We start from the raw sequence: 15,503 nt of genomic DNA, 5'->3' as shown, positions 1-15,503 counted from the left end.
GCTCGCCCAGGCGACAGGTTGACTTGCCCTGCCGCACATCATTCAACTGCCGCCGCAGACAGGAGTGGGTAATGCAGGCAGTTTTCGACGGCCACAACGACGTGCTTTATCGGTTGTGGAACAACGCCGCCAAGGGTGCTGACCCGGTCGCGGAGTTCACCGAAGGCACCGCGCAGGGCCATATCGACATGGCGCGCGCCAAAAAGGGCGGCCTCGCCGGCGGGTTGTGCGCGATCTACATCACTTCGGCCAACATGCCCGACGAAGTGCGCGACGAAAACGGCCACTACGCCATTCCGCTGTGCAAGCCGCTCGAACGCGCGCCTTCGCTCGACATCGCTCTCGACATGGCTTCGATCGCCTTCAGGATCGAGCGCGCCGGCGGCTGGAAGATCTGCCACAGCGGCGCCGACATCGACGCGGCACAAGCCGAAGGCAAGTTCGCCGCCGTGCTGCATATGGAAGGTTGCGAGGCGATCGACGCCGATCTTGCCGCGCTCGACGTGTTCTACGCCGCTGGCCTGCGCTCGCTCGGCCCGGTATGGAGCCGCAACACCGTTTTCGGCCATGGCGTTCCCTTTGCCTTCCCGTCGAGCCCCGACACCGGCCCCGGCCTGACCGAAGCCGGCAAACGGCTGGTCAAGGAATGCAATCGCATCGGCATCGCCATCGATCTCGCCCACATCACCGAAAAGGGCTTCTGGGACGTCGCCAAGCTGTCCGACAAGCCGCTGATCGTCAGCCATTCCAACGCCCATGCGATCACGCCGATCAGCCGCAACCTGACCGACAAGCAACTCGCCGCCGTGCGCGAAAGCAACGGCCTGGTCGGGCTGAACTTCGCCGTCACCATGCTGCGCGAGGATGGCGCAAAGAGCGTGGACACCCCGCTCTCCGACATGATCCGCCACGTCGACTATCTCGTCGAGCATGTCGGTATCGACGGCGTGGGACTGGGCTCGGACTTTGACGGCTGCACCGTGCCCGGCGAGATCGGCGACGCAGGCGGCCTGCAGAAGCTCGTTGCGGCCCTTGGGAACGCTGGATATGGTGACGCCGATCTGGCGAAAATATGCCGTGACAACTGGCTGAGGGTTTTGCGCTCGGCCTGGCACGAAACGGCGGCCTAACAACAAATAACCGTCAACTTGGGGAACTGAAAAAATGATGATCGGTAAAATGAACGGGCATTTCCGCCTGATGCTTGCTGGCGCTGCCTTGTCGGCGATGGTTTTTGCCTCGCCCGCGCTTGCGGTGACACCGGCCGACACGCTGGTCCAGGCCTGGGCCATCGACGACACCATCACGCTTGACCCGGCTGAATCCTTCGAGCTCAGCCCAGCCGAATTCCTCGGCAACGCCTATGACATGCTGGTGCGTCTCGACGCCAGCGACACCACCAAGGTGCGCCCCGGCGTCGCCGAGAGCTGGACTGTATCAGACGATGGCCTGGTATACACCTTCAAGCTCAAGCCCGGCTTGAAGTTCGCCTCGGGCAACCCGATCACCGCCGCCGACGTCGCCTGGTCGTTCGAGCGCGCCGTCAAGCTCGACAAGAGCCCCGCCTTCATCCTCACCCAGTTCGGCCTGACCAAGGACAACGTCGCAGACAAAGCCAAGGCCGTCGACGACAGCACTTTCGTCTTCACCGTCGACAAATCCTATGCGCCGTCCTTCGTGCTGAACTGCTTGACCGCCACGGTCGGTGCCGTGATGGACAAGAAGCTGGTGCTCGAGCATGTCGCGCCTGTCACCCCGACCGACGAGTACAAGTTCGACAACGACTTCGGCAATGGCTGGCTTAAAACAGGTTATGCCGGCTCGGGTCCGTTCAAGATCCGCGACTGGCGCGCCAACGAGATCCTCGTGCTGGAGCGCAACGACAATTACTACGGCGAAAAGGCAGCCCTTGCCCGCGTCATCTACCGCCACGTCAAGGAAAGCGCCACCCAGCGCCTGATGCTCGAAGCCGGCGACATCGACGTCGCCCGCAATCTCGAGCCGGGTGACCTGGAGGCGATCTCGAAGAACGCCGACCTGGCCACGACCAGCGCGCCCAAGGGCACGGTCTATTACATCAGCCTCAACCAGAAGAACCCCAACCTGGCCAAGCCCGAAGTGCGCCAGGCGCTGAAGTACCTGGTCGACTACGACGCCATCGGTTCGACCCTGATCAAGGGCATCGGCGAAATCCGCCAGACCTATCAGGCCAAGGGCGTGCTCGGCGCGCTCGACTCCAACCCGTTCACCTACGACGTCGCCAAGGCCAAGGAACTGCTGGAGAAGGCAGGCCTGAAGGACGGCTTCACCGTCACCATGGACGTGCGCAATTCCCAGCCGGTAACGGGCATCGCTGAAGCCTTCCAGCAGACCGTCGGCCAGGCCGGCATCAAGCTGGAGATCATCCCCGGCGACGGCAAGCAGACCCTGACCAAGTACCGCGCCCGCAACCACGACATGTATATCGGTCAGTGGGGCATGGATTACTGGGATCCGAACTCCAACGCCGAAACCTTCACCTCCAACCCCAACAATGCCGACGACGGCACGGTGAAGACGCTGGCCTGGCGCAATGCCTGGGACGTTCCGGAGCTCACCGAAAAGACCAAGGCAGCCCTTCTGGAGCGCGACAACGACAAGCGCGCCGCCATGTACAAGGAACTGCAGCAGGCTGCCCTCGACACCAGCCCGTTCGTGATGATCTTCCAGCAGACCGAGGTCGCTGGCCTGCGCGGCAACGTCAAGAACTACAAGCTGGGGCCGAACTTCGACTCCAACTTCGTCGCTCCCGTGACCAAGGACTGATCCGAAAAGGATCGATCCGTTGACCAGCATGGAAAATCAGACCCAAGCGAGGCGCGCCAACAGGCGCGCCTCTGCTCTCGCAGGCTCGATCGCCAGTTTTTTGGTGATCGTGGCGACGACCTATCTTGGCCTTTTGGCCGTTACCTTCCTCATTGGCCGTGTCGTTCCCATCGATCCGGTGCTGGCGATTGTCGGCGACAGGGCGCCTGCCCATGTCGTTGAGCGCACGCGCATCGAAATGGGCTTCAACCTGCCCTACTACCAGCAGTTCTACCTCTATGTGAAAGGCGTGCTTCAGGGCGATTTCGGCACCTCGGTGCTGACCACCAACCCTGTCATGACCGACATCCGCCGCGTCTTTCCTGCAACCATGGAACTGGCGACCGTCGGCACCATCATCGGTGCGGCCTTCGGCATCCCGCTTGGCGTGCTGGCCGCCGTCAAGCGTGGCAGCCTCGCCGACCAGATCGTGCGCATCATCGGCCTGATCGGCTATTCGATGCCGATTTTCTGGCTGGGGCTTCTGGCGCTTTTGGTGTTCTACGCCCGCCTCGGCTGGACCTCCGGCCCCGGCCGCATCGACGTGGTGTTCGAATATACGTTCACTCCGATCACCGGCTTTTACCTGCTCGACGCTGTCCTCAACCGCGACTGGGCGGCATTCAAGGACATCTTCTCCCACATCATCCTGCCGGCCTCGCTGCTTGGCTATTTCTCGCTCGCCTATATCAGCCGCATGACACGGTCCTTCATGCTCAACGAGCTGAGCCAGGAATACATCGTGGCCGCCCGCGCCAAGGGCCTGTCGGAAACCCGGATCATCTGGGGCCATGCGCTGCGCAACGCCGCCGTGCCGCTGGTCACCGTGATCGCGCTGTCTTACGCCGGCCTGCTCGAAGGCTCGGTGCTGACCGAAACGGTCTTCGCCTGGCCCGGCCTTGGCCTTTACATCACCAATTCGCTGCAGAACGCCGACATGAACGCGGTCCTGGGCGGCACGATTGTCATCGGCTCGGTGTTCATCGCGCTCAACCTGTTTTCCGACCTGCTCTATCGCCTGCTCGACCCAAGGACGCGGATACGATGAGCGACGCTGTTTTGACCCGCCGCGAATGGCTTTTGACCGACAGGCCGCAGTCGCGCCTTCAGGCTCGGCTCGGCCAAGCCTATCTGACCTGGCGCCGCTTCACCGCAAACAAGCTCGCCGTCGTCGGCATGTTCATCATCCTGGCGCTGCTGCTCATTGCCGCCTTCGCGCCGTTGCTTGCGCCCTACTCGCCCTATATCGGCGACCTCAAGAATGCGCGCCTGATGCCGCCCAGCGCCGAATACTGGCTCGGCACCGACGACCAGGGCCGCGATATCCTTTCCAGGCTGATCTACGGCTCGCGCCTCACCTTGCAGGTGGTGGCGCTGGTCGCCATCATCGCCGCACCCGTCGGCCTGCTAGTTGGCACCGCCGCTGGTTATGCCGGCGGCTGGGTCGATGCGGTCTTGATGCGCATCACCGACATCTTCCTCGCCTTCCCCAAGCTGATATTGGCATTGGCTTTTGTCGCAGCGCTTGGACCCGGCATCGGCAACGCCATCATCGCCATCGCACTGACCTCCTGGCCGCCCTATGCCCGCATCGCCCGTGCCGAAACTTTGACCCTGCGCAGCTCGGACTACATCTCGGCAGTCAAGCTGATGGGCGCTTCGCCCATGCGCATCGTGGTGCGCCACATCATGCCGCTGTGCATCTCCTCGCTGATCGTGCGCGTCACGCTCGACATGGCCGGTATCATCCTCACCGCCGCAGGCCTCGGCTTCCTTGGTCTCGGCGCCCAGCCGCCGCTGCCGGAATGGGGCTCGATGATCGCCTCGGGCCGCCGCTTCATCCTCGACCAGTGGTGGGTCGCGGCCGCTCCCGGTGCTGCCATCCTCATCGTCAGCCTCGGCTTCAACCTGCTGGGCGATGGCCTGCGCGACGCGCTCGACACACGCAGCGGTGGCCAATGAGCACGCTGCTGCATGTTGACGACCTCCGCGTATCCTTCCCCACCCGCACAGGTGTGGTGGAGGCGGTGCGCGGCGTCTCCTTCGCGCTTGGCCAGGAGCGGCTCGGCATCGTCGGCGAGTCCGGTTCGGGCAAGTCGCAGACCGGCCGCGCCATCATGGGGCTGACGCCGCAGCAGGCCGAGATCAAGGCCAAGCGGCTCGAATTCGCTGGCATCGACCTTTTGAAGACATCGGCGGCCGAACGGCGGGCCTTGCGCGGCAATCGCATCGCCATGATCCTGCAGGACCCGAAATATTCGCTCGATCCTGTCATGACCATCGGCCGGCAGATCGTCGAGACCCTGCGCACGCATGAAAAGATCGCCAAGTCGGAGGCCCGCGAGCGCGCGCTCGACATGCTCTCGGCGGTGCAGATCCGCGACCCCAAGCGTGTCTTCGACCTTTACCCGCACGAGGTGTCGGGCGGCATGGGCCAGCGCGCCATGATCGCCATGATGCTGATCGCCGGCCCCGAGCTTCTGATCGCCGACGAGCCGACCTCGGCGCTCGACGTCACCGTCCAGCTCGACATCCTGCGCATCCTCGACCGGCTGGTCATCGACCGTGGCATGGGGCTGATCTTCATCTCGCACGATCTGCGCCTGGTCTCGACCTTCTGCGACCGGGTGATCGTCATGTATGCCGGCAAGGTCGTCGAGGAGCTCAAGGCCTCCGAGCTGTCGCAGGCCAGGCACCCCTACACCCAAGGCCTGCTCAACTGCATGCCCAAGATCGGCACGAGCCGGCACCCGTTGCCAGTGCTCGACCGCCAGCCGGAGTGGCTGCTGTGATCCCTGCCCTTTCCATCGATCGCCTGCGCGTCGTCTATGACGAGTTCATCGCGCTCAAGGACGTCAGCCTGACGGTTGCACAAGGTGAATCCTTCGGCCTCGTCGGCGAATCCGGTTCCGGCAAGTCGACGCTGCTGCGCGCCCTAGCAGGCCTGGCACCCGTGACCTCGGGCACTATCGACGTCGGCGGCAAGCGTCTCGGCAAGACGCGTGACAAGGAATTCTACCGCCAGGTGCAGATGGTGTTCCAGGACCCTTACGGTTCGCTGCATCCGCGCCAGACCGTCGATCGGCTGCTGCTCGAGCCCTTGGCGATCCACGGCTTTGCCGACATCGACAAACGCATCCAGCGTGCGCTCGACGAGGTTGGCCTCGGCTCCGGCTTCCGCTTCCGTTATTCGCACCAGCTCTCCGGCGGCCAGCGCCAGCGCGTGGCGATTGCCCGCGCGCTGATCCTCGAACCTTCGGTGCTCCTGCTCGACGAGCCGACATCGGCACTGGACGCCTCGGTGCAGGCCGAAGTGCTCAATTTGCTCGAGCAGATCCGCCGCGACCGCAAGCTGACCTTCGTCATGGTCAGCCACGACCTTGGCGTCATCACCCATATGTGCGAGCGGCTGATGGTGATGCAAAGCGGCGCGGAGGTCGAGCGGCTCGAAGCCGGCGATCTCGCCTCCCGCAATGTCACCAAGGATTATACGCGCAATCTTCTGGTCGCCAGCGAGGGTTTTGTCCGCGAGCCTTGACCTACAGCGCCGCGCGGCCTCTGGACGCGCAAAGGACGCTGTAACGCCTTGAATTGGTGCATGATCCTTTCCGAAAATCGATTCCGATTTTCGGGGTCATGCACCAAGGCTTTCGCTTGCCTGTTGCCGCGCGCGCCTGCACATTGCAGCCGATCAGCAACCCGCATCATCAGGTATCCGCCCATGCTACTCGGCATCGATCCCCTGCTCAGCCCCGATGTGCTTTACGTGCTTCGCTCGATGGGACATGGCGATGACCTGATCATCGCCGACGCCAATTTCCCGGCCGAAGCGATCTCGCGCCAGACGGTGTTCGGCCGCCCGCTGCGCATCGACGCCGACATTGTCCGGGTGATGAAGGCGGTGCTGTCGGTGATGCCTGTCGACACCTTCGTCGACGATGCCTTCGGCCGCATGGAGGTCGTCGGCAATCCGGACGAACTTCCCGACGTTCAGCGCGAGGTCGGCAAGTTGATCGCTGGCACGGACACCAAGATGGTCGGCATCGAGCGCTTCGCCTTTTATGAACGGGCCAAGAAGGCCTACGCCGTCATCCAGACGCAGGAACGCCGCTTCTACGCCGATTTTGCCGTCCGCAAGGGCGTGGTGCCGCCGGACGCTTGAGACAGTTTCGGTTGACGTAGAGCCGCCCCTCATCCCCTACCGGACCTTCTCCCCGTGAACGGGGAGAAGGAACAAGCGGCAACGCCGACGCCCCCCTCGCCCCGTTTACGGGGAGAGGGTAAGGGTGAGGGGCAGCGCTAAGCTGGGCGGAAATGCGCTACGAAAGCGACAGCTTCGCCGCGACATCCTTGAGCAATACGAGAGTCTGGTCGATATCGGCCTGGGCGTCGTCCAGCCGCTGAATATAGGGACAGGTCAGCACCGCGATCGCATAGCCGTCGGGCGTCAGGATCGGCACGGAGATGTCGTCGACGCCCCTGATCTGCTGGCTTTCGGCGATGCGGTGGCCGTCCCTGCGGTAGCCTTCGAGCACCGGCTCTAGCTTGGCCCGGGCGATTGCCAGCTTGGTTCCTTCCCACCGTATCGTTGCCTCCGCCTGGGAGTGCTCGTCCTGGAAGGCAAGCAGGGTCTGGCCCGACCCCGTCGCAAGCAGGTCGATATGGGCACCGATCCTGATGCCGAACTCCCAATTGCCTGGGCAACTGGCATGCGCCACGACTAGTGCCGCCCCACCCTCCGGCACCACCAGATGGCAGGATTGGCCGGCATCGCTGGCAAAGCCGTCCATCAGCGGCAGCGCCCGCGCCACAAGGCGCCGAACCGGCGGATGCCGGTGGGCCAGCACGAACAGCTTCATGGTCAGGGCGTAGCGGTCGCCTTCGGGTGAGCGGCTGACATAATCGCGCGCCACCAGCCGTTCGAGCATGCGGTAGACTTCGCTTGGCCCCCGGCCCATCGCCTTGACGATTTCGGCGCGTGTCAGCCCACCCGGCTGCTCGGACAGCAGTTCCAGGATGTCGAGCCCCTTGTCGAGCGCCGGCGCCCGGTAGCGCTCGTCCTTGTCCTGGTCGTTTGCGGCGTAAGCTGGCCTTTTGGGCATCGCTCGAAATCCTCCCAGTCGACCGCCCCACATTTCCCGTTGCAAGGTCGGTTCATTTATGAATAGTATGTTCGTATATACACAGACGCAAGCAGTTTGCTGGGAGGGCAACGGTTATGCGACTAAGCGGGAAACGCATCTTCATTTCCGCCGCCGCCCAAGGCATCGGCCGCGCCAGTGCGCTGGCCTGCGCCAAAGAGGGCGCCCACGTCATTGCCACAGACATCAACGCCGAGGCGTTGGCGGCACTCGCGGCCGAAAGTAGCCGCATCGAGACCCATCGTCTCGATGTGCGTGATGGCAATGCGGTCGCAGCCTTCGCCAAGCAGCAGCCAGCCCTCGACGGGCTCTTCAACTGCGCCGGTTTCGTGCACAACGGCACCATCTTGGACTGCAGCGACGAAGACTGGGATTTCAGCTTCGACCTCAACGTCAAGAGCATGTACCGCACCACCAAGGCCTTCCTGCCCGGCATGCTGGAGCAGGCGGAAAAGACCGGTGGCGTTGCCATTCTCAACATGGCCTCGATGGCCTCGTCGATCAAAGGCTTCCCCAACCGCCTGCTCTATGGCGCGACCAAGGCTGCGGTGATCGGCTTCACCAAGGGCATGGCCGCCGACTATGTCAGGCGCGGCGTGCGCTGCAACGCGCTCTGCCCCGGCACTGTCGACACACCCTCGCTGCGCGGCCGCATCGCTGCTGCCGCCGACCCTGTCCAGGCCGAAAAGGACTTCATCGCCCGCCAGCCGATCGGCCGCCTGGCGACCGTTGACGACATCGCGCCGCTGGTCGTTTACCTGTTGTCCGATGAATCCCGCTTCGTCACCGGCCAGGCTGTCCTGGTCGACGGCGGCGTCACCATCTAGGCGGGGCGGCGGCCATGATCGAAAGGATCGACGGCCACTGCCACTACTGGACGCTTCACCGCGGCGATTATGGCTGGCTGACGCCTGATGCCGCTCATCTCGCGCCGATCTATCGCGACTTTGGCCCGCCCGAGATGCGTCCCCTCGCCGACACCGCTGGCATCGCCCAGCGTATCCTGGTCCAGGCGGCCCCGACCGAGGCGGAAACACAGTTCCTGCTCGATCAGGGCCGCGAAGACACAGCAGTTGCAGGCGTCGTCGGCTGGGTCGATCTGTCTTTGCCCGATAGCATTGCGTCGCTGGAGCGCCTCGCGAAAAACCCGCTCTTCAAGGGCGTGCGGCCGATGCTCCAGGATCTCGACGATCCCGACTGGATCGCCACCCGCCCGCTTGCTGAAGCCATCGCCGCGTTGAAGCGGCTCGGCCTGCGTTTCGACGCCCTGGTCATGCCCCAACAACTCGCTGGGCTGAAACGTTTCGTCGATGCGAACCCCGACCTTCCCGTCATCATCGACCATGCCGCAAAGCCTGCACTTGCGGCTGAAGCCAACGATCCGCGCCTCGCTATGTGGGAGACAGGCATGGCAGCGCTTGCACGTCACCCACAGGTGCATTGCAAGCTTTCCGGCCTGCTCACCGAGCTGCCCGCCGACCGCCGCTCCACACCCGAAAAAGCCGTCGCGGCTCTCCGGCCTACAGTCGAAAAGCTGCTGGCCTGGTTCGGTCCGCGCCGCATCGTCTGGGGATCGGACTGGCCGGTCCTGACCCTGGCAGGGAGCTTCGGCTTCTGGATCGCGGTCACCGAACTCTTGCTCGAAGGTCTCAGCGCGAACGAACGGGAACAGATCCTCTCGGCGACGGCCAAGCGCTTCTACGGCATCGAAGGAGGACGCGCATGAACGCCCTCGTCGTCATGAAGAACATCGAGAAGTCGTTCCCCGGCGTGCGCGCGCTGCACAACGCCCAGCTTGAACTGCGCTCGGGCGAAGTCCACGCGCTGATGGGCGAGAACGGTGCTGGCAAATCGACGATGATGAAGATCCTCGCCGGCATCTACCGGCGCGACGCTGGCGAAATCCTGCTCGACGCCAAGCCGGTCGAGATCAACTCGCCACGCCAGGCGCAGGACCTCGGCATCGGCATCATCCATCAGGAACTCAACCTGATGCCGCATCTGACGGCGGCGCAGAACATGTTCATCGGCCGCGAGCCGCGCAAGGCCGCCGGCCTGCTGCTCGATGAAGGCAAGCTCAACGCCCAGGCCGCCGAAATCTTCGCCAGCATGCATTTGAAGCTCGATCCGCGCACGCTGGTCGGCGGGCTGACCATCGCCCGCCAGCAGATGGTCGAGATCGCCAAGGCCCTGTCCTACCGCTCGCGCGTGCTGATCATGGACGAGCCGACGGCTGCCTTGAACGATGCCGAGATCGCCGAGCTGTTCGCCATCATCGCCCGGCTCAAGGCCGAGGGCGTCGGCATCGTCTACATCTCGCACAAGATGGATGAGTTGAAGCGCATCGCCGACCGCGTCACCGTCATGCGCGACGGCGAATATATCGGCACGGTGCCGGCCGAAACGACGCCGGTCGAAAAGATCATCTCGATGATGGTCGGCCGCGCCCTCACCGAAGACCGCCCCCACATGCCCGATCATGCCAATTCGGAGGTCGTGCTCGATGTCAGGAACCTCCGTCGCGGCGCGGTCATCCGCGACGTCAGCTTCTCCGTGCGCAAGGGCGAGATCCTCGGTTTCGCCGGCCTGATGGGTGCCGGCCGCACCGAGGTCGCGCGCGCCATCTTCGGCGCCGACCGGCGCGACAGCGGCGACATCTTCATGCACGGCAAGATGGCCGACATCCGCAAGCCGCAGGATGCCGTGCGCGCCGGCATCGGCTACCTCTCCGAGGACCGCAAGCATTTCGGCCTCGCCACAGGCATGGACGTGCGCAACAATGTCGTGCTGGCGAGCCTGCGCCGCTTCACTGGTCCCGGCGGCCTGCTGAAAGAAGCCGCCATGCACGATGCGGCAAGCCGCTACATCGACCAGCTGGCGATCAAGACCCCGTCCGACCGCCAGGAAGTGCGGCTGCTTTCCGGCGGCAACCAGCAGAAGATCGTCATCGCCAAATGGCTGCTGCGCGATTGCGAGGTGCTGATCTTCGACGAACCGACGCGCGGTATCGATGTCGGCGCCAAGAACGAAATCTACAAGCTGCTCAATGCGCTCGCCCAGCAGGGCCGCGCCATCATCGTCATCTCGTCCGAACTGCCCGAGGTGCTCCGGCTTAGCCACCGCATCGCTGTCATGTGCGAGGGCAGGCTGACCGGCATTTTGCCTGGTGGCGCCAGCCAGGAAGAGATCATGCACCTCGCCACGCTGCGCGGCGAAGGCGCCAACCAAAATAACAAGCCGGCTAAGGGAGAGGCCAAATGAGCGCGACCGCGTCCACCGGAATTGTCTCGACAGGCTCGAAATTCTCCGGCGCCCACAGGCTGCTTGCCTTCGCCAGCCTGATCGCGCTGATCCTCGTCTTCAGCCTCGCCTCGCCCAACTTCATGCAGACCTCCAACATCATCGCCATCCTGCAGGCAACGTCGGTCAACGGCGTGCTGGCGATTGCAGCAACCTTGGTCATCATCACAGGCGGCATCGACCTGTCGGTCGGCACGCTGATGACCTTTTGCGCCGTCTGTGCGGGCGTGGTGCTGACCTTCTGGGGCATGCCTCTGGGCCTCGGCGTGCTAGCCGCTATCCTTGCAGGCGCTTGCAGCGGCACCTTGTCCGGCACCTTCGTCGCCAAGCTCAAGATCCCGCCCTTCATCGCCACGCTCGGCATGATGCTGATCCTCAAGGGCCTGTCGCTGGTCATCTCAGGCACGCGTCCGATCTATTTCAACGGAACACCCGGATTCACCCAGATCTCGCAAGGCTCGCTGATCGGCACGGTCATTCCCAGCCTGCCCATCCCCAACGGCGTGCTGATCCTGTTTCTGGTGGCGATCGCCACGAGCTTCATCCTCGAGCGCACCATCCTTGGCCGCTTCACCTTCGCGCTCGGCTCCAACGAGGAGGCCGTGCGCCTGTCGGGCGTCAACACCGACCGCTGGAAGATCGCCGTCTATGCGCTCGCCGGCAGCATCTGCGGCGTCGCCGGTCTGCTGATCGCCTCGCGCCTCAATTCGGCCCAGCCCGCGCTCGGCCAGGGCTACGAGCTTGACGCCATCGCAGCAGTGGTCATCGGCGGCACCTCGCTCTCGGGTGGGCGCGGCACCATCATCGGCACGCTCATCGGCGCGCTCATCATCTCCGTGCTCGCCAACGGCCTGCGCATCCTTTCGGTCGCCCAGGAATGGCAGACCGTGGTCACCGGCTCGATCATCATTCTCGCCGTCTACACCGACATTCTGCGGCGCCGCAGGCTTTGAGGAAGGCTTGCTTCGCGCAGTGCATCGCCCTGCGCCAACACCAACAAGAGAGCGAAAACGCTCCACCAGAAACGATCAACCAAAGTTCAATCGGAGGAAACATGTTCACCAGACGCACTGTGCTCGGCGCCCTTAGCGCCATGACAATCCTCGGCTACGGCTCGACCATGGCAATGGCCCAGGACAAGATGTACATCCCGCTGATCTCCAAGGGCTTCCAGCACCAGTTCTGGCAGGCCGTGAAGGCGGGCGCCGACAAGGCCGCCGCCGATCTCGGCGTCACCGTAACCTTCGAAGGCCCGGATTCGGAAACGCAGGTCGACCGCCAGATCGACATGCTGGCCGCCGCCCTCGCCAAGAAGCCGGCAGCGATCGGTTTCGCCGCCCTCGACAGCCAGGCTGCCCTGCCGCTGCTGCAGCAGGCCAAGGACGCCAAGATCCCGGTCGTCGCCTTCGACTCCGGCGTCGAAGGCGATATCCCGGTCGCCACCGCCTCGACCAACAACATCGCCGCCGCGTCCCTTGCCGCAGACAAGATGGCCGAACTGATCGGCGACGAAGGCAAGGTGGCACTGGTCGTGCACGACCAGACCAGCCGCACCGGCATCGACCGCCGCGACGGCTTCGTCAACCGCATGAAGGAAGCCCACCCGAAGGTCGAGATCGTCGCCATCGAATATGGCGAGGGCGATCACCTCAAGTCGACCGAGATCACCAAGGCGATCCTGCAGGCCAACCCCGACCTCAAGGGCATGTTCGGCGCCAATGAAGGCTCGGCCATCGGCGTGGTCAACGGCGCCAAGGAACTGGGCCGCAAGCTGGTGATCATCGGCTACGATTCGGGCGCCCAGCAGAAGGCGGCGATCCGCGACGGCGAGATGGCTGGCGCCATCACCCAGAACCCGGTCGGCATCGGCTACAAGACCGTCGAAGCGGCGGTCAAGGCAGCCAAGGGTGAAGCAGTCGAAAAGAACATCGACACCGGCTTCTACTACTACGACAAGACCAACATCGATAAGCCTGAGATCGCAGCCGTCCTGTACGACTGATCCTGTCCAAACCACCCGGAGGCGGCTCGCCGCCTCCGGTTTCTTCCAAACAAGGTGATTGTAATGAAACTGCTCCGCTACGGCCCCAAGGGCAACGAAAAGCCCGGCATCCTCGACTCCGCGGGCCGCGTCCGCGACCTCTCGGGCGTCGTCGACGACATCGCCGGCGACGTGCTGACACCTGAAGGCCTCGCCCGTCTGCGCGGCATCGATCCTCAGACGCTGCCGCTCGTCGCCGGCACGCCCCAGGATGACCTGCGTCTCGGCGCCTGCGTCGGCCGCATCGGAAAATTCATCTGCATCGGCCTCAACTACGCCGACCACGCCGCCGAAACGGGAGCCGCGATCCCCGCCGAACCCATCGTCTTCAACAAGTGGACGTCCGCCATCGTCGGTCCCGACGATGACGTCGAAATCCCGCGCGGATCGGTCAAGACCGACTGGGAGGTCGAGCTCGGCGTCGTCATCGGCAAGCCCGGCCGCTACATCGACGAGGCCGACGCCATGTCCCATGTCGCCGGCTATTGCGTCATCAACGACGTCTCCGAGCGCGAATACCAGATCGAGCGCGGCGGCACCTGGGACAAGGGCAAGGGCTGCGACACCTTCGGCCCGACCGGCCCGTGGATGGTGACTGCTGACGAGATCGCTGACCCGCAAAACCTCAAGATGTGGCTCGACGTCGACGGCAAGCGCTTCCAGGACGGCTCGACCAAGACGATGATTTTCTCGGTCCAGCAGGTTGTCGCCTATCTCAGCCGCTTCATGAGCCTGCAGGCCGGCGACGTCATCTCCACCGGCACACCGCCCGGCGTCGGCCTTGGCCAGAAGCCGCCCGTCTATCTCAAAGCCGGCCAGACCATGCATCTCGGCATCGAAGGCCTCGGCACCCAGAGGCAGCGCGTCATCGCCGCCTGAACCATTAGGGACCCCTGCTATGACCAGCATCATCGACATGCGGGTGCTCGACCTGCGCTTCCCGACCTCGAAGCATCTCGACGGTTCCGACGCGATGAACCCGGACCCCGATTATTCGGCGGCCTATGTCATCCTGGAAACCGACACGCCCGGCATTGAAGGTCACGGCCTGACCTTCACCATCGGCCGTGGCAACGAGATCTGCTGCGCGGCGATCGAAGCGATGCGCCACCTCGTCGTCGGGCTGGACATGGACAAGGTCGCAGCCGACATGGGCGCCTTCTGGCGCCATGTCACCTCCGACAGCCAGTTGCGCTGGATCGGGCCCGACAAGGGCGCGATCCACCTCGCAACCGGCGCCGTCGTCAACGCGGTGTGGGACATCTGGGCCAAGATGTCGGGCAAGCCGGTATGGAAGCTGGTCGCCGACATGTCGCCGGAAGAACTCGTGCGCTGCATCGACTTCCGCTACATCACCGACTGCATCACGCCTGACGAAGCGCTCGCCATGCTGCGCGACAAAGCGCCTGGCAAGGCCGAGCGGATCGCCATCCTCGAGCGCGAAGGCTATCCCTGCTACACCACTTCGGCCGGCTGGCTCGGCTATGAGGACGAGAAGCTGCGCCGTCTCTGCCGCGAGGCGGTCGATGCCGGCTTCAACCACGTCAAGCTGAAGGTCGGGCGCGACAAGGCCGACGACATCAGGCGCCTGCGCATCGCGCGTGAAGTGCTGGGGCCGGATCGCCAGCTGATGATCGACGCCAACCAGGTCTGGGAAGTCGATCAGGCGATCGACTGGGTGCGCGACCTCGCCTTCGCCAAGCCGTGGTTCATCGAGGAGCCGACAAATCCCGACGATGTCGAGGGCCACCGCAAGATCCGCGAAGGCGTGGCGCCCGTCCAGGTCGCCACGGGCGAGATGTGCCAGAACCGCATCATGTTCAAGCAGTTCATCATGCGCGGCGCCATTGACGTGGTGCAGATCGACGCCTGCCGTCTCGGCGGCGTCAACGAGATCCTCGCCGTTCTGTTGATGGCTGCGAAGTACGATCTGCTGGTCTGTCCGCACGCCGGCGGCGTCGGACTGTGCGAATACGTCCAGCATCTGTCGATGATCGATTACATCTGCATCGCCGGCACCCGCGAGGGCCGTGTCGTCGAATATGTCGACCACCTGCACGAGCACTTCAAGGAACCCTGCATCGTCCGCAACGCCGCCTATTTACCCCCAACGGCGGCAGGTTTCTCCATCGAGATGAAGCCGGCGACGCTCAAAGACTATCAGTTCAAGGGCTGAC

The 15,503-nt window shown here is 64.0% G+C and carries 15 protein-coding genes; 14 read left to right on the top strand and 1 reads right to left on the bottom strand.

What is annotated here, in order from left to right; genetic code table 11:
- Positions 1-71 precede the first annotated feature (71 nt).
- From AC1DLV_RS25285 to AC1DLV_RS25255, 7 genes are all read left to right on the top strand, one after another.
- Positions 72-1,130 (top strand): dipeptidase, encoded by a 1,059-nt coding sequence (locus tag AC1DLV_RS25285; RefSeq protein WP_476802795.1) that lies wholly within the window; start codon positions 72-74, stop codon positions 1,128-1,130.
- A gap of 37 nt (positions 1,131-1,167) precedes the next feature.
- Complete coding sequence (locus AC1DLV_RS25280; protein ID WP_476802840.1) at positions 1,168-2,805, top strand: ABC transporter substrate-binding protein; 1,638 nt, start codon at positions 1,168-1,170, stop codon at positions 2,803-2,805.
- 28 nt (positions 2,806-2,833) lie between these two features.
- The gene (locus tag AC1DLV_RS25275) at positions 2,834-3,892 is read left to right on the top strand and encodes an ABC transporter permease (RefSeq protein ID WP_476802839.1); all 1,059 of its coding nucleotides are present in this window, start codon (positions 2,834-2,836) and stop codon (positions 3,890-3,892) included.
- Positions 3,889-4,806, top strand: coding sequence for a nickel transporter permease (gene nikC, locus AC1DLV_RS25270; RefSeq protein WP_476802794.1), 918 nt, complete (start codon positions 3,889-3,891; stop codon positions 4,804-4,806). The genes AC1DLV_RS25275 and nikC overlap by 4 nt, the downstream gene beginning before the upstream one ends.
- On the top strand, positions 4,803-5,636 hold the full coding sequence (locus AC1DLV_RS25265; RefSeq protein WP_476802793.1) for an ABC transporter ATP-binding protein: 834 nt from the start codon (positions 4,803-4,805) through the stop codon (positions 5,634-5,636). Before nikC ends, AC1DLV_RS25265 begins: the two co-directional genes overlap by 4 nt.
- Positions 5,633-6,382 (top strand): ABC transporter ATP-binding protein, encoded by a 750-nt coding sequence (locus AC1DLV_RS25260; RefSeq protein ID WP_476802792.1) that lies wholly within the window; start codon positions 5,633-5,635, stop codon positions 6,380-6,382. The genes AC1DLV_RS25265 and AC1DLV_RS25260 overlap by 4 nt, the downstream gene beginning before the upstream one ends.
- A gap of 183 nt (positions 6,383-6,565) precedes the next feature.
- Positions 6,566-7,006, top strand: a complete 441-nt coding sequence (locus AC1DLV_RS25255) for an RbsD/FucU family protein (RefSeq protein ID WP_476802791.1) — start codon at positions 6,566-6,568, stop codon at positions 7,004-7,006.
- A 157-nt stretch (positions 7,007-7,163) separates the two neighbouring features.
- On the opposite strand, the gene AC1DLV_RS25250 is transcribed toward AC1DLV_RS25255, so the two are convergent.
- Positions 7,164-7,946: an IclR family transcriptional regulator gene (locus AC1DLV_RS25250; protein ID WP_476802790.1), complete on the bottom strand. Its 783-nt coding sequence runs from the start codon at positions 7,944-7,946 to the stop codon at positions 7,164-7,166.
- Positions 7,947-8,062: 116 nt separating this feature from the next.
- Between AC1DLV_RS25250 and AC1DLV_RS25245 the strand changes: the two genes are divergently transcribed.
- The 7 genes from AC1DLV_RS25245 to AC1DLV_RS25215 all read left to right on the top strand — a co-directional run bounded on the left by AC1DLV_RS25245 (position 8,063) and on the right by AC1DLV_RS25215 (position 15,502).
- Positions 8,063-8,812, top strand: coding sequence for an SDR family oxidoreductase (locus tag AC1DLV_RS25245; protein WP_476802789.1), 750 nt, complete (start codon positions 8,063-8,065; stop codon positions 8,810-8,812).
- 14 nt (positions 8,813-8,826) lie between these two features.
- Positions 8,827-9,711: an amidohydrolase family protein gene (locus AC1DLV_RS25240; protein ID WP_476802788.1), complete on the top strand. Its 885-nt coding sequence runs from the start codon at positions 8,827-8,829 to the stop codon at positions 9,709-9,711.
- Positions 9,708-11,246 (top strand): sugar ABC transporter ATP-binding protein, encoded by a 1,539-nt coding sequence (locus AC1DLV_RS25235; RefSeq protein WP_476802787.1) that lies wholly within the window; start codon positions 9,708-9,710, stop codon positions 11,244-11,246. The genes AC1DLV_RS25240 and AC1DLV_RS25235 overlap by 4 nt, the downstream gene beginning before the upstream one ends.
- Positions 11,243-12,238: an ABC transporter permease gene (locus AC1DLV_RS25230; RefSeq protein WP_476802786.1), complete on the top strand. Its 996-nt coding sequence runs from the start codon at positions 11,243-11,245 to the stop codon at positions 12,236-12,238. Before AC1DLV_RS25235 ends, AC1DLV_RS25230 begins: the two co-directional genes overlap by 4 nt.
- Positions 12,239-12,339: 101 nt before the next feature.
- Entirely contained in the window at positions 12,340-13,287 is a 948-nt protein-coding gene (locus AC1DLV_RS25225; protein WP_476802785.1) for a substrate-binding domain-containing protein, read from the top strand.
- 63 nt (positions 13,288-13,350) lie between these two features.
- Positions 13,351-14,205, top strand: coding sequence for a fumarylacetoacetate hydrolase family protein (locus AC1DLV_RS25220; protein ID WP_476802784.1), 855 nt, complete (start codon positions 13,351-13,353; stop codon positions 14,203-14,205).
- 19 nt (positions 14,206-14,224) lie between these two features.
- Positions 14,225-15,502 (top strand): L-fuconate dehydratase, encoded by a 1,278-nt coding sequence (locus tag AC1DLV_RS25215; protein WP_476802783.1) that lies wholly within the window; start codon positions 14,225-14,227, stop codon positions 15,500-15,502.
- The last annotated feature ends 1 nt before the right edge of the window (position 15,503 follow it).

The organism is Aminobacter sp. 01T433, assembly GCF_056398585.1.
This window is presented reverse-complemented; position numbering and strand designations above follow the sequence as displayed.